This window comes from Saccharothrix luteola (genome assembly GCF_020859565.1).
In the GTDB taxonomy this organism is placed as follows: Bacteria; Actinomycetota; Actinomycetes; order Mycobacteriales; family Pseudonocardiaceae; genus Actinosynnema; species Actinosynnema luteola.
Map to the genome: position 1 here is coordinate 44,280 of NZ_JAJHUO010000031.1, position 17,808 is coordinate 62,087.

A 17,808-nucleotide genomic window follows, 5' to 3' on the forward strand; every position below is an offset into this window, starting at 1 on the left:
GTCGAGTTGGTGCTCAAATGCTCCCGCAGGCACTGGAGCCCTCGCTTTCCCCGGAGCGACACGCGTGCCATTGCGGATCACGTCTCCTACCGGCCTCCCGGTCGGCTTGTGGAGTCGTGCAGGGCTCGGCCGGGGTCGCGGCGCTTGCCGGCAGCGGGGAGTGACACGGAAGAGAGAGCGCGGCATGCAACGAAGGGCGCTACTGGGGCGCGAGACGGAACGCCGCGCACTGGCTGCCCTGGTCGAGCAGGCCGCCTCCGGGTCGGGCGGTGCGACGGTCGTGCTCGGCGCCCCCGGGATCGGCAAGTCGGCGCTGGTCGCCGAGGCGGCGGCGCGGGCGGTGGACCGCGGGATCCGGGTGATCACGGCAGTGGGGGTGGAGTCGGAGGAGGACGTAGCCTGCGCCGGCCTGCACCAGCTGGTCCACCAGTTGCGTGACGGGATCGACGACTTGCCCGGATCGCAACGCGCTGCGTTGCTCGCGGCCGTCGGGCTCGTCGACGAGGCGGTGCCCGACCTCTATCTCGTCGGCTTGGCCGCGCTGACCTTGTTGTCGGACGCGGCGGTGAAGGCGCCGCTGCTCGTGGTCGTCGAGGACGCGCACTGGATGGACCGGGCCAGCCTGGACGTGCTCGGGTTCGTCGCGCGGCGGATCGAGTCCGACCCCCTCGCGCTGGTTGCCGTCACCCGCTGCCTCGACGACCGGCTCGGCGGCGCCGGGCTGCCCGTGCTGAGCCTGGACCCGCTGACGGACGAGGTGTCGGGCGAGCTGCTGGACGCGGTGGCGCCCGGCCTGAGGCAGCAGGTCCGGCGGCGGCTGCTGGAGGAGGCGGCCGGGAACCCGCTGGCGTTGACCGAGCTGCCGGTCGCGCTGCGGTCGGTCGGTGGGGCGTACGCGCTCACGCCGGGGCCGCTGCCGTTGACCGAGCGGCTGGAGAGGACCTTCACGGCACGGGTCTCCCGTCTTCCGGTGGACACCAGGGCGGTCCTCCTCCTCGTGGCCCTCAACGGTGACGGCACGATGGACGAGTGCCTTGCCGCCGCTGCCCGGATGCTCGGGACGGCGGTCGACGTCGCCGCGCTCGGGCCGGCGGTCGGCGCGGGCCTGCTGGAGCCGTGGGGGATGGTCTTCCGGCACCCGCTCGTCCGCTCGGCGATGCATCACGCGGCGACCGCCGCGGAACGACAGGCCGCGCACGCCGCTCTCGTCGCCGAGCTCGATGGGCAGCCCGACCGGCAGGCCTGGCACCGGGCTGCCGCCACCGCCGGTCCCGACGAGCACGCGGCGCGGGACCTGGACCTCACCGCCGGCAGGGCGTTGCGGCGCGGCGGTGTCGCCGCGGCCCTGGCCGCACTGCGGCGAGCGGCGGAGCTGACCGCGGACCCCTCCGCTCGTGCGGACCGGTTGCTGCGCGCGGCCGAGCTCGCCCTGGAGTCGGGCCAGTGCGACGTCGCGGCGCACCTGCTGGACCAGGCGCGCTCGCTGGAGCTCTCGATCCGGGACCAGGGCCGTGCGGCCTGGGTCGGCATCGCACTGGTCGAGGGGGCGCAGGGCGAGGGCACCGCGGCCGCCGAGCTGGCCGAACTGGCCGTCGAGATCGCCGCCGGTGGCGAGCCCGTGCTGGGACTGCGCATGCTGTGGGGCGCTGTCCTGCACTGCTTCTGGGGAAAGCCGGGACCGGCGAGCCGCCGGCGGGTCGCCGCCGCCGCCGAGCGGATGCCCGTGGACGCGGACAACGCCGACCTGGTGGCCCTGCGGGCGTACTGCGCGCCGGTCGAGCGTGGACGGGCCGTCCTCGAGTCCCTGGCCGGTCAGCTGGAGCGTTCATCCGGGGACGCCGAGGGGGACCAGCTCCTGGGCAGTGCCGCAGTGATGATGGGTGCTCCTGCCCTGGCGAGCCGGCTGGCGGGGAGGTCGCTGGACCCCCTGCGGGCACGGGGCCGTCTGTCGATGCTGGCCAGGGCGCTCTGTGTGCAGGCGGGCAGCTCCGCACGGCTTGGCGACGTGCGCGCTGCTCACCTCGCCGCCGAAGAGGCCGCCGGGCTGGCCCGTGAGACCGGTCAGCCCTTGGTGCACGCGATGGTGCACGCCATCCGTGCACAGCTCGCGGCCGTCGGCGGCGACCCGCGGGCTGAGGAGTGGGCGGCGGAGGCCGAGCGCACCGCTCTGCCCGGCGGTGCGCGCCCGGTGCTGGCCATCGTGCAGATGGCCCGCGGGCAGGCGGCTCTCTGCCAGGGGCGCTACGGCGACGCCTTCGGGCACCTGCTCCGCGTCTTCGAGCCGGCCGACCCCGCTTTCCATCCCTGGCTGCGCTTCTACGGGGTCGCCGAACTGGTCGAGGCGGCCGTGCGCAGTGAGTCCGCCGAAGCGGTGCGGGAGGTACTGCGGGAGCTGACCCCGCTGGAAGAGCTGACCCCCTCGCCCGCCCTGCTCTGCGGGCTGCGCCTCGCCCGCGCCCTGCTCAGCCCGCCGAACGTGGCCGAGGAGCTCTACCGGGCGGCCCTCGGCGCCGTCCCCGTCGACTGGCCGTTCGAGCGGGCGCGGGTGCACCTCGCCCTGGGCGCGTGGCTGCGGCGGCACCGGCGGCCCGCCGAGTCCCGCGTCGTCCTGCAGGCCGCGTGCGAGGTCTTCGACGCGCTGGGCGCATCGGCCTGGGCGGAACGGGCACGTCAGGAGCTGCGCGCCGCGGGGACGTCCTCCCCGCGCCGGGACCCGGCCGCCGTCGACCGGCTCACGTCGACCGAGCTGCACGTCGCCCAGCTCGCCGCGCAAGGGCTGACCAACCGGGAGATCGGCGAGCGGCTGTACGTCTCGCCCAGAACGGTGAGCACCCACCTCCAGCGGATGTTCCCCAAGCTGGGCGTGACGTCGCGCGGCGAGCTCGCCGCGGTGCTGCGCGGCACGATGACGTACGCCGAAGACGTCGTCTGACGGACGCGACCGGCCCTGCTCGCTCCCTAGGTTCGTGCCATGCCCGGTCCCGCACACGGCGGACGGGCGGGAAGGCACCATGGGAACCATCACCGTCGGCACCGAGGGCTCGACCGACATCGAGCTGTACTACGAGGACCACGGCTCGGGCCAGCCGGTCGTCCTGATCCACGGCTACCCGCTGGACGGGCAGTCGTGGGAGAAGCAGACCGACGCGCTGGTCAAGGCCGGTTACCGCGTCATCACCTACGACCGCCGGGGCTTCGGCCGGTCGAGCAAGACCATGACCGGCTACGACTACGACACCTTCGCCGGGGACCTGGACAAGGTGCTGACCCAGCTCGACCTGCGTGACGTCGTCCTCGTCGGCTTCTCGATGGGCTCGGGCGAGGTGGCTCGCTACCTCGGCACCTACGGCTCGCGGCGGGTGGCGAAGGCGGCCTTCCTCGGCGCGCTCCAGCCGTTCCTGCTCCAGACGGAGGACAACCCCGCCGGCGTGCCGCAGTCGGTGTTCGACGGCATCGCCGAGCAGGCCGAGGCCGACCGCTACGCCTGGTACGAGAACTTCTTCGTCGACTTCTTCAACACCGACGAGACGCTCGGGTCCCGTCTCAGCGATGCCGCGCTCCGGGCGAACTGGGCCACCGCCATCGCTTCGGCGCCCGTAGCGGCCTACGCGTGCGTCCCGGCGTGGCTGACGGACTTCCGCGCCGACGTGGAGCGCATCGACGTGCCGTCGCTGATCCTGCACGGCACCGCCGACCGCATCCTGCCGATCGACGCCACCGCCCGCGAGTTCCGCCGCCGCCTGCCCGACGCGCGTTACGTCGAGATCGACGGTGCCCCGCACGGCCTGCTGCTCACCCACGCGGCCGAGGTCAACGCCGCCCTGATCACCTTCCTCACAGACTGAGAACCGGACATGCACACGCTCACGAACCGCGTCACCGCTCTGCTGGCCGTGCTCGCGGCTGTCAGCGGGCTCGCCCTTTTCGGCATGTCGAACGCGGTGGCCGCCCACCCGGCGACCGGGCAGAAGCCCACGATCGTCCTCGTCCACGGCGCGTTCGCGGACGGTGCGAGCTGGAACCCCGTCATCGAACGGCTGCAGCGACGCGGCTTCACCGCCGTCGCCGTGGCCAACCCCCTGCGCGGAGTCCACTCCGACGCCGAGGCCCTCGACACGCGTCTCGCCGCCATCGACGGCCCCGTGGTGCTCGTCGGCCACTCCTACGGCGGTGCCGTCATCACGAACGTGAAGGCACGTTCCCCGAAGGTGAAGGCGCTGGTGTACGTCGCCGCCTTCGCCCCCGCCGAGGGTGAGGCCGCAGCACAGCTCGCCGCGAGGTACCCGGGCAGCACACTGGGGGAGACGCTTGAACCGGTGTCGCTGCCCGACGGCTCGACGGACCTCTACATCAAGCCCTCGCTCTTCCGGCAGCAGTTCGCAGCCGACGTCCCGGCGCGACAGGCCGCCCTCATGGCCAGCACCCAGCGCCCCATCCGCGACGCTGCGCTGAACGAGGCGTCCGGCACGCCCGCCTGGACGCACATCCCCTCGTGGTTCCTGCTGGCGGGCGCCGACAAGAACATCCCCTTGCGGGCACAGGAGTTCATGGCCGACCGGGCCGGCTCACGGGCCACCGTGACCGTCGAGGGAGCCTCGCACGCCGTGGCTGTCTCGCGTCCGAACACGGTCGCCGAACTCATCTCCCGCGCTGCGGGCTGACCCTCCGCTGGCTCCGCGGGCAGGAGGCCCGCGGAGCCAGGGCGGTCGCCGCTTCTGCGGGCGACCTCGGAGCCACTGGTGATCGCTCGACTGTCCGCTGCGACGGGTCGGTTCGTCTGTGATGGTGCGTCGGTGTCGCGACTCGACCCGCACACCGGTGTCGGTGATTCCGGGTCGTTCTGTGAGGCGTGCCGCGGTGACGAAAGTCCGCGAAGCCGCTTCGGCCGCGTGCGGCCCACAACCTCTCCCGACGTCGCTCCCCGCGGAATGACCGTCGTCATCCGCACGAGGTGGGCGACACCCCTGCCGTTCCGATGAAGGAAAGACATGCGCTTCAGCCCGTCAACCGTGCTGTCCCGGATCATCGAGGGCACGCTCGCCCTGCTCGGCGTCCCCATCTTCCTTGCGGACGTGGACGACACCAGATGGATCGCGTTGTGGGACCTCATCGCCGTCGTCTACCTCGCGATCCGCGTCATCCGCCTCGGTCGCGGAAAGCGGGCGGGCGCCGACCGGGGCGCGTGGGTCAAGAGCGCCCTGGGCCGCCGTAGCGGCACCCTGTTCACCCTGTTCACCAGCCTCGTCGGGATCACGTCCGGCCTGACCATCGTGCTCATCGAGGAAGGCACCCAGGCGGCGGTGCTCGGCAAGGCCGTGGGTGTGCTCGCCGTGTTGCTGGCCTGGGCGATCCTGCACTTCGGCTACGCCGACCGCTACGCGCAGGCCTACTACAGCGCCCTGCCCGAGAAGCTGCTGGTGTTTCCCGGCACCGAGCACCCGACGTTCATCGACTTCGCGTACTTCTCGTTCACCGTCGGCACCACGTTCGCGGTCTCCGACGTCGAGTCACGCACCTCCGTGATGCGGCTGCGGGTCCTCGCGCACGGAGTGCTCTCGTTCATCTACAACACCGCGATGCTCGGCATCGCCATCGGCGTGATCAGCGGCTGACCACCCGCGTGGCCGCGGGGTCACGGTCGACGACCCGCCCGCGGGACCCGACACCGCCGTGGACGGCGACTGCCCGCCGCGCTCCTGCTGCCCGGCAGCGGCCCGACCGACGCGACGGGAACCAGCCGCCCGCGACCACGCCCCACACCCTGTCCCACCTCTCCGCCGCGCCGGACCGGCAGGGGGTCGTCACCCTGCGTTTCGACCAGTACGGCAGCGGTCGTACCGGCCTGGGCGCCTACGAGGGCCGTCCCGAGGACCTCGACCACCCGGCGTTCGTCCGCCAAGCCGCGGCGGCCTACCGGCTGCTGCGCGCCGAACCCGTCACCGACCCGCGTGCCCTGTTCGTCGCCGGCCACAGCGAAGGCGCGCTCACCGGGCTCTTGCTGGCCGAGGAAGTCCTCCCGCGCCCGGCCAGCCTGGTACTGCTGCAACCGCAGGCGGTCAGGTTGCTGGACCTGATCGCACTGCAACCGCACGCCCGACTGGCCGCCGCCGCGCGCGCCGGGCAGATTTCCCCGGAACAGCAACTGGTCAACGACCAGGGCGTGGATCGCGCCGTCAGTGCCCTGCGCGCGAACGAACCGTTCGACCCCACCGGTCTGCTGCCCGTCTTCGTCCAGTTCTTCCAAGCGCTGTTCTACGGGCCGGGCCGACGTTTCGTCCTCAGCAACGACCGGGTCCACCCGCCGACCGCCGCAGGCCGACTCCACTCCGGCACCCAGGTCCTGCTGACCTTCGATGAGGAATTCTCTAGATTCACCAAGTCGTCGGGACGTTGGCGGGACCCTACTCCGGAGGCGCTCCTGGGGCGATGGTCGAGGTTCGTTGACGAGTGTGAGCAGGGCTATCCGCGCGACGCCGGAGATTACGCCAACGATCTCACCTCGAGAGATGCGTTGGAGCGGGCTCTGACTTCTGCGGAGTTGCAGATATTCCCGGAGATGTCACGGCTGCGCGAAAGCGTGGAGGAGATTGATGCCAGGTTTCGCGCGCTTCTGATCCCGGATGTTTTCCCTGGGATTCCGAACGAATTCTGGTGGGCTCGAGGCATGGTGAAGAGCGGGGCGAGGCGTTTCGTCGAGGATGTGCGGCGTGAATACCGTACAGACTTGATCGAAACTGAATAGGATTCCGATGCGCGGAGGTGGAGGATGAAGGCTTCATTGCTGTCGAACTCGGTCACTCCACAAGTGCGACCTGTGCCGCTGCGGTTGGTGCCCGACGCGCTCTGGACACTGGCAGAGCCGTTGATCCCGGAGTTCAAGGCCCGTCCGAAGGGTGGTGGGACGGCCCCGACGCGGACAGCGGTCCGCACGACCACCGGGCCGCGCGGACCGCTGTCGCGCGGTGCTCAGTAGTGGGCCCAGACGGTGAAGCTGAGCATCCTCGTCGCCCCGGGGCAGAAGGCCGTCGCGGAACCGAAACCGCCGAACCGGACCACCGTGCTTTCGTGGACGCTGCCGTCACTGCACGACACCGAGACCGAGTAGCCGGACGCGCCACCGCCGATCTGGTAGCAGTTGACCCAGACCGACGAGTTCCGGCCGGGGGTGTACGTCCAGACGCAGTTGATCGACGAAGTCTGGATCTTCCCCTCGGCGGGCTGGAGGGGCGGCACCGGCAGGGTCGTCACCTCCCGTTCGACCAACGCCACCGATGCCTGCGCGCTCGCCACGCCCATCCCGGCCAACGCCAGGACCGCGAACACCACCACTGCCACCCGCTGAACGGTTCTCGACACTGAATCCCATCCTTCCGAATCCGCAGAGCCGCGGTCGGAGCAAGGATCGCTCGCGTCAGGGGCGCGCGGAACCGGGAACACTCGATCAGAGCAGGATCACCGTAGTCCCGGTGATCGCATGCCGAATCCCCGTCCACGATCGTGTATCAGGGCAGGTGGAACAGCATCCGAATTGGCCGACCCGACCCCGGGGCCGGGCCCGGCGCCGTGGCGGTCACGGCCGCGGTCGACTGCGCGGCCGGGCACCGTCGGGTTCCTCTCCGGGCAGTGGTGGGACGCGGCGGGTATCGAGCACGGCATGTACCAGGCGTTGGCCGGAGGTCCGCTGCCCTACATCGGGCAGGCGATGAGCAGCAGGCGCGCCATCGAGCAGATGTCCGGCGGGAACCCGTCTTGGAACACGGGGGTTGACTACGGCCGGCAACTCGCGTCGGCCGCGGCGACCAGATCTCCACCGTGGCACAGCAGCAGTCCTACGAGGCGCTGGCCCACCGCGAGGGCAGCGGCCGGCTCGTGCGTCAGACGTACGTGCGGACGGCGGGGCACTGCACGTTCACCGTCGATGAGCAGGTCGCCGCGATCGACCGGATGTGGCAGCGGTTGCGGACGGGCGCCTGGCCAGACCTCTCGCCTCGCGCCATGAACGGGCTCGCGGGTGACGGCCGTTACGTCGCCTACGTCCCACCCGTGTTCAACCGACCGTTCGCGGGCTGACGAACACCTGGACGACATCGGCGGACGCCTCGACACCCGTTCCTTCACCGCTGACCAGGACGGCTACCGACAACTGCTCGACTGGGCGGCCGGGTTCGGCGCCGAGCGGCTCGTGTTCGGCATCGAGGAGGCCGGCTCCTCCGGCGCCGGCCCGACCTCCGCCCGCGCCGTGCTCAACGACACCGTCACCGCGGCGCCCGAGACCGACGACCGCCTGGTGGAGATGATCGGCCAGGTCAAGGTCGCCGAGGACGTCGCGGCCAAGGCCCGCACCTTCGCCATGATCACCCCCGAAGCGGTGCTCGTCACCGTCGACTCCGAGCTGCGCGATCAACGGCGTGCGATGACGTCTCGGTGCCACCGCAGCACCGTCTCCGGAGGTCCACTTCTTTGTGAGCAGTCGCTGTTGCCACCGCAGGACGGTGCCCGGCGTCACCGGCCGGTGGTGTCGTAGCCGACCGAGCAGAACCAACCAGCCGACGACCCGGACGAAGATCAGGCCCCCAGGTGCCGCCCTCGCTCCACCAGCGATGATGACTTTCGAGTGGCACAGGATCACGAGCACCCCTACGGGCTGTCCGAACCCTTGTCCTGCTCACGCTTCTCACCTGCATGGACGATGTCGTCGCCAGGTACAGCGTCCGCCGGCGCCGCGAACGGCAGGCGGGAGCCGGTGAGCCGATAGCGGCGCAGATCCCGGCGCATGCGCAACCCGGTGATCAGGAACATGACGCCGAACCCGGTGCCGGCGAACAGGTAGGTCATCGTGCGCATCGCGGGAGACATCCCCGGGCCCTCCGTCGGCAGCCAGCCCCGCGGATCGACCAGGACCTCCAGTCGGTCGCCGACCCGCAGGTCCCGGTCGGCGTGGTAGGCAAGCTCGCCGAGGTCCGCGCCGGTGCCGGCGTCCGCGACCCGGATCTTCTGATCGGTGTCCGGAGCGGAGTCGCCGTAGACGTCGTCGACGACCACGACGGCCACCCGATCCGCGGCCGTGTGCAGATAGGCGAGCGACAGACCGATCGGGGCGTAGAAGAACAGGCAGACCGAGGCGATCGCCACCGGCACGATCCACTTCGGTTCGACATCCAGCGAATGCTCGCCGATGAACCACACCATCCCGCCGGCGAACACGCCGGCCAGCAGGGGCAACGAGACCAGGACGGTGAGCCAGGTGAAGCCGAAGCTGTAGCTGAAAGCCACTCCGCCGCTGGTCACCACGATGGCGAGCAGGTATCCGAAGGTCAGCAGAACCTGTCGTACGCAGATCCATGTCCGGGGCACGCCACCATCGTGCCCGCCGCGGGCAACCGGCCGGGAACACCGGGGCGCCGACCCGCTCGACAACGTGAGCCCGAGATCACCTCGTACGGCGCGCTGGGCCGGCACTGTCGGGGGGAGCTGGTTGACTGGCCGGGTGTTCGAAACTTCCGACGAGCTCCGCAGTCTCCAGGTCCTGCTCGACACGTCGTTGGCCGGCTCCAGCAGCCATCTCAGGTCGATCATCCGGCCAGGTGAGAGCACCTTGGACGCCGAGCAGGTCGTCCGGGTCTGCCAAGGTATGTGCACCCTGGCCATCGCCACGGTCACGCGGAGCGGTGAGCCGCGCATCAGCGGCGCCGACGGGCATTTCCTGCACGGTCGTTGGATCGTGGGCACCGACCGTCAGGCCGCCAAAGCCCGTCATCTCGCGGCGCGGCCCGGGATCAGCGCGACCTTCATGCGCGGTGAGCTGCTCGGCATCTTCACGCATGGACACGCCGTTCCGCTGAACCCGGAGGGGACGAGCAGCGACCCGACGTGGCCGACGATCCGCGACTACCTCGTGGACCACTACGACGGGGACGGCGACGACCCGTTCTGGGACGAGAACGTCTGGTATCGCATCGACCCCACCTGGATGGTCGCCTACAGCACCGACCCCGTCGGGCTCCTCGAACAACAACCGCCGGCCTGAAAGACCTCGAGCGGGTCCAGCTCAGGCCGTCACTCCGGGGCCAGCCGAGGTTGCCATCGTCGGGTGGCCGTGCGCCGCCGAACCACATGAGTCCACGCCGTACCGGCCGAGATGACTTCTTGGCAGCGCAGATCCGGTGTCCGCGCGCTTTCCGAGTCGGTCAACCGGACCGAACAATCGCCTGCACGAGCGCGGATGCGGCCGCCGTGCGGTTGTCCTCGAGCGCGGCGATCGCTGCGGACAGCAGTTGCGCCAGCGGGTCCGAGTCGGGCAGCAGCGCGCGCAGTTGCCGGCACGACTTGGCCGCGTAGTTCAGGTTGCCCACTTCGTGGTGTAGTTCGATCGCCCGCTTGAGGTGCGTCCCGGCCGGGCCGACTCGGCCGGCGTCCGACTCCAGGTCCGCCATCGAGTCGGCGACGTGCGCCAGCCCGTAGAGGTTGCCCGACCGGGTGTACAGCTCTTCGGCGTGCTGGTGGTAGCGCTTGGCCTCGACCGGCTCGCGCAGGGCTCGGCACGCCTGGCCGAGCAGGCTGGCGGTACTGGCGGTCCCGGTGTCGTCGCCGGGGAGCTCGTACAGCTCGAGTGCACGTAACCCGACGTCGAGGGCTCGGGGGTCGTGATCATGCGGCCCCCTGTCCCGTGTCGGCCACCGAGGTCAGGTGCCTGCCCCGCGGCGCGGTGATCGCCAGCAGTGCGATGTCGTCGTGGCCGCCTGCGCCGATCCACTGCTACACGACCATGTGCACGTGCTCGACGACCGCGTCGGAGGGCATCCCCGCGCACGCCGCGAGCACCCGGTGCAGCCGGTCCTCGCCGAGCATCTCGCCGCCGCCGACCGGCCCGCCGACCGACTCGGTGATCCCGTCGGTGTACAGCAGGCCGGTCTCGCCCGGCGCCAAGCAGATCGACGAAGGAGCGTTGTGCGTACCGGAGGCGGGTTTGGTTCCAGTTCAGCATGCGCTCCAGCAGTTCGGTGATCGACCGCGTGCGGGACCTTCCGCCCGTGGCCGAGCCATCCTCTGTGCGGTGGGTTCAGGAGGGCGCTGACAGTTCATCAGCCGACTGGTGGCCCTGCCGTGCGCCGGTGAGAGCCAGCCGCTTCTCCAGCGTGATCGAGTAGGGCAGGGTCGCCGTCGGTGATGACCAGGCCTGTCAGGCTGTCGCGGCTGGTGACCACGACGACGCAACCCGGTGTCCCAGGTAGCAGGGCCGGCCAGGGCGGTCTTGCCGATCCCACCCATGCCGTCATGCGAAGAATCTCCGGCAATGACGTCGGCGACGAGCGTTTCGTCTACTTTGGACGGTCCGGGTCGGGATCGTCGAAGGCGGGGAGCGGTTCGACGTCGTCACGTGGGAAGGGGCGGTCGGCGGTCCGAGCTACGGGCCGGCACGTCGTTCCGCCCCTCCCGACGTGGAGCGCTCGGAACTGCGGTGAGACCAGGGCAGGACGTGCGTGGCCGGGTCGACCGCGGTTCTCCGGGCAGGCGCGCTACAGCGGGGCGACCCAGTACGGGGTGACGGTCATCGTGCCGTTGCCCGCCGCTCCGTGCAGGGTGCCGCTGGTGGCGGTCGACAGGGTGTACCAGGATTCGACGTAGTCCGGGTCGTCGGTCCACCAGTCGTCCGGCAGGGCGTTGATGATCGCGGTGACCAGCGGGATGTACGCGCCGCCATCGATGATGGTGAGCAACGCCTGGGTCAGTGCGAGGGCGAGGTCGCGGTAGTTGGTGCCGCCGTCCTCCTCCATCATGACGATGTCGGCGAGGTTGTACTTGTAGTCGGAGAAGTGGACCAGGAGCTGGTTGGGGTAGTAGGTCTTGCCGTCGTCGTCGAGGTAGGGGAGCTGGGTGGTGTCGACCTTGACCTTGCCGTCCAGGCCGAACCCGGCGCTGATCGTGAAGATCTCCGCGTCGCCCTTGTGCCACGGCTCATGGTCGTCGTTCAGGCGGATCGACGTGACCTGCGTGGCCCAGTAGCCCGAGGCGGGGGTGACGGCGGCGCGTGCGGCGGCCGGGGACAGGCCGCGCTGCGCCAGGGTCGAGCGCAGCACCTCCGTGCCCTTGGCCAGCGCGGTCGCGGTGTCGACCTCGACCAGGTACACCGGGCGAGACGGCACGCGGTCGGCGGCCAGCGCGATCCGCCGGCCCGTGCGGTCGTAGGCCGTCACGGTCGTCGGCGTGTCGTCGGCGGGGGAGGACGCGATCAGTGGCGAGGCGCCGCGGCGCAGCGCGGCGGTCATGTCGGCGTGCGCGAGGCGGATGGTGAGCAGGGACGTGCCGTCCTGCGGCAGCGCCTTGGCCGCGAGGACATCCCGGTCGGCGTCACGCACGGCCCGGCCGAGCTCGGTACCTTCGGCGGCACGAGTCAGGAGCACGGGATCGGTCGAGGTGGCCGAGAGCAAACCGGACCGCCGGGCCTCGTCGGCGAACTCGCCCGCCAGCCGGGCGGCGATCCGGTCGGTGACCGCGGCGACGGAGCCCGCCGGGACGGTGGTCGTGGCCGGCGCGGCGTGCGCCGGGACGACCACCAGGCCGGCGGTGATCGCGAGGGCGCCGACCGTCGAGGCCAGTAATCGGGTGGGGTGCGACAACGACACGGTCGTACCTGCCTTTACTCTGCGTGCAGGGGTGGGTGGGCAGAGTGACATCTGAAAGAATTACACGTATGTCCGTCGTCGGTTGTCAATGGGAAACCCGATGCCGCACCGCCCGCACGTAGGCAGTGCGGCATCGGAAGAGTGCGCGGAGCCGACCCGCGATCGAGTCGAGCACCCCCGTCCGCGTGAGGTGCGCGAGACAGGCGCTGTCGCCCAAGGTGACGGTCACGTGCATCCCGACGCGGCGGCGGTGCGGGCGGCGATGGCGAGGACCGCCGCGACGTCGCCGGCGCGGTCGACATCCCCGGTCTTGGTGACGGGGTCCTGTTCGGGGCCGCCGCCGTCAGTCCCGCGGTGCCAGGTAGCCCCGGGAGAACGCGGCGGCCACGGCGGCTGCCCGGTCGTTGACGCCCAGCTTGGCGTACACGTGCGGCAGGTGGGTCTTGACCGTCGTCTCGCTGATGAACAGCCGCTTGGCCGCCTCGCGGTTCGTCGAGCCGCGGGCGATCAGCTCCAAGAGGTCGAGACCGGCGACAAGGTCAAAGCCACCGACCTCACCACCGGCCGCGACGTCGTCGCCACCGTCGTCCACATCGACGAAGCTGACATGACCCGCCTCACCGTCACCGCCGACGACGGCACCACCGGCACCACCTCCTGGCACCCCGTCTGGTCGGCTGCGGAGGGACGCTTCGTCAACATCGGCGACCTCAAGCCTGGCCGGAGCCTCACGTCGGCGGACGACGGAGGTCGAGGTCCTGAACCGAACCACGCTCAGGGGGCGGATTACCACGCCCACCGCGACCTGGGCGGCGGAGTGGGCGTACAGGCCGGCTTCGACTTCTGCCTTCACGGGTACGCGCCGAGCGATCTGTCGGCGTTCGCCGAAGTCGCCGGTGAGTGCGGCCTCTACGTCGACCACTTCGAGGAAGAGGACGATCCGGATGACGAGGAGGTCCCGCCTCCGGCGGGGCACGACTTCTGGGCGTCGGTCCGTGCTGCGGTCGAGGCGTCGGCCGAGCCGGTGCTGCTGGTGGAGCGGCGGGCCCGCGGGTCTTACGGGGAGGATTGGTTCCTGGTCGGTGCGGAGGATCTCGAGGACGTGGTGTCCGGACTCCGAGCCGGCGCGCAGGTGTTGGTCTACCCCGGCTTGGAGGTGACCACCACGACCCCGGGCGAGCTTGTCGAGTCGGTTGCCTCGTCGGTCGGGTCGTCGTCGAGCATCGTGCTCTTCCTCCGGCCACGACCGCTGCCGCAGGTGGACTACCTCAGGTTGAGCGCAGGGCTGGGTTCGACGGTCCCGGAGGCGTTCGTGGAAGCGGAGGGAGTGGGCTACTTCCTGGATCCCGATGTGGAGGCGACCGACACCCGCTGCTTGCCGAGAATGTCGTTCGTGCAGGTCGGCCGGCAGGGTGGTACTCGTTGAGGATGCCGCCCAGTCGTTGCCGTCGGCGGATGTCGAGGCGGGCGACGGTCGCTTGGTCGGTGTGGGCTGGTGGCAGGGCGCGTAGTGGTTGTGCGCGGGAGGCGGACTCCGCTGAGGACGACCTGGATGCCCGCGTCGGCGAGGGCGGAGGCGAACAGGGCGGGGAACTCGCCGTCCCGGTCGAGGTTCAGGGACACCCACGCTGTTCTGCCGGCGGTGAACCCGGCCCGCCAGTGCTCGTCGGTCACTACGGTCCAGCCTCATGATGACGATTTCAACGCGCACGGTCGAGTACCCGGCCGACGGTCTGACGATGGTCGGGCACCTCGCGCTCCCGGCCGGTGTCGACCGCCGGCCCGCGGTGCTGCTCGGGCCAGAGGGCGTGGGGCTCAGCGACGTGGAGCGCCGCCGGGCCGATGCGCTCGCCGAGCTGGGATACGTAGCGCTGGCCTTCGACCTCCACGGCGGGCGCTACCTGGGCGACCCCGAGGAGATGCTGGCCCGCTGCTTGCCACTGCTCGCCGACCCCGACCGTATGCGGGGCATCGGTCACGCGGCGCTCGACGTGTTGCGTGCCGAACCGCGGACCGACCCGGACCGGGTCGCCGCCGTCGGCTACGGCACCGGGGGCGCCATCGGGCTGGAACTCGGGCGCGATGGCGTCAACCTGCGCGCGATCGGGACAGTCAACGCACTGACCACGGGCCGACCGGGCGAGGCGGCGCGCATTCGCTGCCCGGTGTGGGCCGGGGTCGGGTCGGAAGACCCGATCATGCCGCCCGCGCAACGGGACGCGTTCACCGCCGAGATGCAGGCCGCCGGCGTCGACTGGCGCCTCGTGGTCTACGGCGGCGCCTTGCACGCCTTCCACCACCCGCCGGTCGACCACCCCGTGCTCCCCGGCGTCGGCTATCACCCACGGCACGCGCAGCGCGCCTGGAATGACGTCGTCGACCTGCTCGCCGAATGCCTGCCTGTGGCGGAGTGATCTGGTCAGGCCGGACTCGGGCACCCTGTGCCTGCCGAGAACGTCGTCCGTGCAGGTCGGTTTGGGGGTGCTGCTCTCCCTGAGCAGACGCACCGGGATGAGTGATCATCCGGCAACCCGACTCCGCACAACCAGGTGAGGTCACTCGGAACGTGATCTGGCGGCGTGCGAGGAGATTTCGGTGCCGGCGCAGCACTGTCTCCGGTGGACACCCTCGCAGTTGGTCGGCACCACGACCGTGGCTCAACCACGAGGTGCTTGGTCACCAATCTGGGTGAAGACGGGGGTCTGCCGCGACACCGTCGGGTGATCGTTGGTTTGGCCAGTGCCCCGTGCTCAGGGTGACTGTTAGCTTCCGGACGGTGACAGACCGGTGGGCGTGTGGTGATGGAGGAGCAGGCGTCCGGCGTGTGCCTCGGCACGCGCTCGGTGGCCGTTCCGAAGGCCGTGTCCAGCCCTGCGCGCAGGCCTCGACCGACCGGCGGGGGCTTCCGGGCCGCAGTCCTGTGGGTTGTCAACCGTCATGGGTAACCGGGTCCGCCTGTTCTCCGGGCCGTCCCGTCTGTGCCTCCGGATGTCCGGACAGTGTCACGTGCAGCAGCGCAACGATTCAAGGGAGCGTTCGGAATGGTCATGCCCACTGCGGTCAACAACGATCGGCTCAAGAAGCGCTTCCAGAAGTGGGACGTCAACGCGAACGGCACCGTTGAGAAGTCCGATTTCCGGGCCGAGGCCGAGCGCATCATCGAGGCGTTCGGCGAGGACGCGACGTCGCCACAGGCGCGTGCTCTGATCGACGCGTACCTCGCGATGTTCGACTTCTTCGCGAGCAAGACCGGTGTGGGCGCCGACGGCGCGATGACCGAGGAGCAGTTCGTGGGTGTCTTCGAGGCGGCAGTGCACGCCGAGGGCGATGCCGGCTTCAACCGCGTGATCCGGCCGACGGTCGCGGCCATGGTAGGGCTGTGCGACACCGACGGGGACGGCGAGTTGAGCCCCGGCGAGTTCCGCAAGTGGCTGGAGGCCATCGGCGTCGACGCCTCGTCGGCGACGGAGTCGTTCCAGCTGATCGACACCAGCGGCAACGGCAAGTTGACCGTGGCCGAAGTGGTGAACGCCGTCCGCGCCTACCTCTTCGGCACGCTGGACGTTCCACTGCTCGGTCACTGATCTCGGCACGAGGTGGTGCGCCCCGCTTTCCGGGGCGCGCCACGGCTCGGGCGCGGTGTGCTGGGCTCGCACCGGCCCATCAGCCTGGACGTACCTCGAATCGTCCGCTGGTCCGTCCGCGTCGATCATGCGAATCGGAACGTCGTCCCGTTCGGCCTGGAACTTCAAGGCACATCGTCGGGTGCGGAGATCGACGGAGCGGTCGGGGACCCGGAAAGCCGCTGCGGTGCGGGCCCGGATCCGGTGTTCCGGCGCTGATGCCCGGCCGCCTACCAGAGCCTGCTACCGGAACAGTCCGGGCGATCGATCAGGACGCCGTTCAGCAGCCCCGCACGGCGGGGCTTGGAGGAGGACATGGTGCTTGACTCCCAGATCCCGGGCCAAGTGGAGTTGGTGCGGCGTGCGTCGGAGTTGGTGCCCGTGCTGCGGTCACACGCCACGTGGACGGAGGAGAACCGGCGGCTGCACGAGGAGTCGGTCGAGGCGCTGACCGCGGCCGGTGTCTTCAAGTTGCGGCTGCCCCGGCGTTACGGTGGCTATGAGCGCGATACCCGAACGCTGGTCGAGGTGGCCGCGGAACTCGCGCGGGGCGACGGTTCGACGGCGTGGACGGCGTCGGTGTACGGGATCGCGGGCTGGATGGCCTGCATGTTCCCCGACGAGGTGCAGGACGAGGTCTTCAGCACCCCCGACGTCCGGGTGTGCGGGACGCTGAGCCCATCGGGCATGGCCATCCCGACCGACGGCGGCCTGGTGCTCAACGGCAAGTGGGGATTCATCACCGGCGCCTGGCACAGCCAATGGCAGGTCGTGGTCGCCGTGACACCCGTCGACGGCGGGCACCAGCCGATCCTGGGCATGGTGCCGATGTCGGAGTTGCAGATCGTCGACGACTGGCACACCAGTGGGCTCAGCGGAACCGGCAGCGTGACCACCGTGGCGCGGGACGTGTTCCTCCCGGCCGAGCGCGTGTTGTCGATGGGCGCGGTGCTGGCCGGGCAGTACGGTTCAGCGCACCACGCGGACAGCCCGGTCTACCGCACGCCGCTGCTGCCGACCGCCGCCGCGTCGTCGGTCGGCGCGGTGGTGGGCATGGCCAAGGCCGCGATGGATGCCTTCCTCGAACGCCTGCCCGGTCGCGGGATCACCTACACCGGCTACGCCAGCCAGGCCGAGGCCCCGGTCACCCACTTCCAGGTCGCCGAGGCGGCGTTGCTGATCGACGAGGCGGAGTTCCACGCCCGTCGGCTGGCGTCCCAGGTGGACGGCAAGGGAATCGACGGCTCCGCCTGGACGCTCGCGGAACGCGTGCGGGCCCGTGCCGACATGGGCCGGGTGTGCCAGTTGGCCAAGCAGGCCGTCGACGTCCTCAACACCGCCGGCGGCGGATCCTCGATCCACCGTTCGGTCCCGATCCAGCGGATCGCGCGCGACGTGCAGGCGGTGAATCTGCACGCCCTGATGCACCCGAACACCAACATGGAGCTCTACGGCCGGATCCTGTGCGGCCAGGACCCCAACACCCTCTACATCTGAACCGCTGGCCGACACCTCGCTTCCGGGCGTTCGCGCCGCAGTGACTCGACGGAAGTCATCGGCCG

17 protein-coding genes and 1 pseudogene are annotated in these 17,808 nt (G+C 70.5%); 12 read left to right on the plus strand and 6 right to left on the minus strand.

Going from position 1 to position 17,808, the window contains the following annotated elements; genetic code table 11:
* The first annotated feature begins 184 nt into the window (after positions 1-184).
* The 5 genes from LNK82_RS36285 to LNK82_RS36305 all read left to right on the plus strand — a co-directional run bounded on the left by LNK82_RS36285 (position 185) and on the right by LNK82_RS36305 (position 6,742).
* On the plus strand, positions 185-2,932 hold the full coding sequence (locus LNK82_RS36285) for an ATP-binding protein (RefSeq protein WP_230571459.1): 2,748 nt from the start codon (positions 185-187) through the stop codon (positions 2,930-2,932).
* 79 nt (positions 2,933-3,011) lie between these two features.
* The gene (locus tag LNK82_RS36290; RefSeq protein ID WP_230571460.1) at positions 3,012-3,845 is read left to right on the plus strand and encodes an alpha/beta fold hydrolase; all 834 of its coding nucleotides are present in this window, start codon (positions 3,012-3,014) and stop codon (positions 3,843-3,845) included.
* An 84-nt stretch (positions 3,846-3,929) separates the two neighbouring features.
* Positions 3,930-4,661, plus strand: a complete 732-nt coding sequence (locus LNK82_RS36295) for an alpha/beta fold hydrolase (protein ID WP_230571531.1) — start codon at positions 3,930-3,932, stop codon at positions 4,659-4,661.
* 327 nt (positions 4,662-4,988) lie between these two features.
* The gene (locus LNK82_RS36300) at positions 4,989-5,612 is read left to right on the plus strand and encodes a DUF1345 domain-containing protein (protein ID WP_230571461.1); all 624 of its coding nucleotides are present in this window, start codon (positions 4,989-4,991) and stop codon (positions 5,610-5,612) included.
* Positions 5,613-5,620: 8 nt separating this feature from the next.
* Complete coding sequence (locus tag LNK82_RS36305) at positions 5,621-6,742, plus strand: alpha/beta fold hydrolase (RefSeq protein ID WP_230571462.1); 1,122 nt, start codon at positions 5,621-5,623, stop codon at positions 6,740-6,742.
* A 224-nt stretch (positions 6,743-6,966) separates the two neighbouring features.
* On the opposite strand, the gene LNK82_RS36315 is transcribed toward LNK82_RS36305, so the two are convergent.
* Entirely contained in the window at positions 6,967-7,356 is a 390-nt protein-coding gene (locus LNK82_RS36315) for a hypothetical protein (RefSeq protein WP_230571463.1), read from the minus strand.
* Positions 7,357-7,812: 456 nt separating this feature from the next.
* Between LNK82_RS36315 and LNK82_RS36320 the strand changes: the two genes are divergently transcribed.
* The gene (locus tag LNK82_RS36320; protein WP_230571464.1) at positions 7,813-8,070 is read left to right on the plus strand and encodes a hypothetical protein; all 258 of its coding nucleotides are present in this window, start codon (positions 7,813-7,815) and stop codon (positions 8,068-8,070) included.
* Positions 8,012-8,524, plus strand: coding sequence for a hypothetical protein (locus tag LNK82_RS36325; RefSeq protein WP_230571465.1), 513 nt, complete (start codon positions 8,012-8,014; stop codon positions 8,522-8,524). The genes LNK82_RS36320 and LNK82_RS36325 overlap by 59 nt, the downstream gene beginning before the upstream one ends.
* A 113-nt stretch (positions 8,525-8,637) precedes the next feature.
* Here LNK82_RS36325 and LNK82_RS36330 read toward each other — a convergent pair whose 3' ends face one another.
* Complete coding sequence (locus LNK82_RS36330; RefSeq protein WP_230571466.1) at positions 8,638-9,417, minus strand: hypothetical protein; 780 nt, start codon at positions 9,415-9,417, stop codon at positions 8,638-8,640.
* 70 nt (positions 9,418-9,487) lie between these two features.
* Between LNK82_RS36330 and LNK82_RS36335 the strand changes: the two genes are divergently transcribed.
* On the plus strand, positions 9,488-10,027 hold the full coding sequence (locus LNK82_RS36335; RefSeq protein WP_230571532.1) for a pyridoxamine 5'-phosphate oxidase family protein: 540 nt from the start codon (positions 9,488-9,490) through the stop codon (positions 10,025-10,027).
* 160 nt (positions 10,028-10,187) lie between these two features.
* Here the strand turns inward: LNK82_RS36335 and LNK82_RS36340 are convergent, their stop codons facing one another.
* The 4 genes and pseudogenes from LNK82_RS36340 to LNK82_RS36355 form a co-directional block, all read right to left on the minus strand.
* Entirely contained in the window at positions 10,188-10,433 is a 246-nt protein-coding gene (locus LNK82_RS36340; protein WP_230571467.1) for a hypothetical protein, read from the minus strand.
* Positions 10,434-10,755: 322 nt separating this feature from the next.
* A complete protein-coding gene (locus tag LNK82_RS36345) occupies positions 10,756-10,932 on the minus strand; it encodes a SpoIIE family protein phosphatase (RefSeq protein WP_372470741.1) in 177 nt (58 codons plus the stop codon).
* 584 nt (positions 10,933-11,516) lie between these two features.
* Entirely contained in the window at positions 11,517-12,623 is a 1,107-nt protein-coding gene (locus tag LNK82_RS36350; protein ID WP_230571469.1) for a DUF3103 family protein, read from the minus strand.
* 343 nt (positions 12,624-12,966) lie between these two features.
* Positions 12,967-13,149 (minus strand): annotated as a pseudogene (locus LNK82_RS36355) (response regulator transcription factor); the annotation flags it as partial.
* Positions 13,150-13,230: 81 nt separating this feature from the next.
* Here LNK82_RS36355 and LNK82_RS36360 point away from each other — a divergent pair.
* The 4 genes from LNK82_RS36360 (at position 13,231) to LNK82_RS36375 (ending at position 17,743) form a co-directional block, all read left to right on the plus strand.
* Positions 13,231-14,049 (plus strand): hypothetical protein, encoded by an 819-nt coding sequence (locus LNK82_RS36360; RefSeq protein WP_230571470.1) that lies wholly within the window; start codon positions 13,231-13,233, stop codon positions 14,047-14,049.
* A 313-nt stretch (positions 14,050-14,362) separates the two neighbouring features.
* Positions 14,363-15,037 (plus strand): dienelactone hydrolase family protein, encoded by a 675-nt coding sequence (locus tag LNK82_RS36365; protein ID WP_230571471.1) that lies wholly within the window; start codon positions 14,363-14,365, stop codon positions 15,035-15,037.
* A gap of 627 nt (positions 15,038-15,664) precedes the next feature.
* The gene (locus tag LNK82_RS36370; protein WP_230571472.1) at positions 15,665-16,207 is read left to right on the plus strand and encodes an EF-hand domain-containing protein; all 543 of its coding nucleotides are present in this window, start codon (positions 15,665-15,667) and stop codon (positions 16,205-16,207) included.
* A gap of 354 nt (positions 16,208-16,561) precedes the next feature.
* Complete coding sequence (locus LNK82_RS36375) at positions 16,562-17,743, plus strand: acyl-CoA dehydrogenase family protein (RefSeq protein ID WP_230571473.1); 1,182 nt, start codon at positions 16,562-16,564, stop codon at positions 17,741-17,743.
* Positions 17,744-17,808 lie beyond the last annotated feature (65 nt).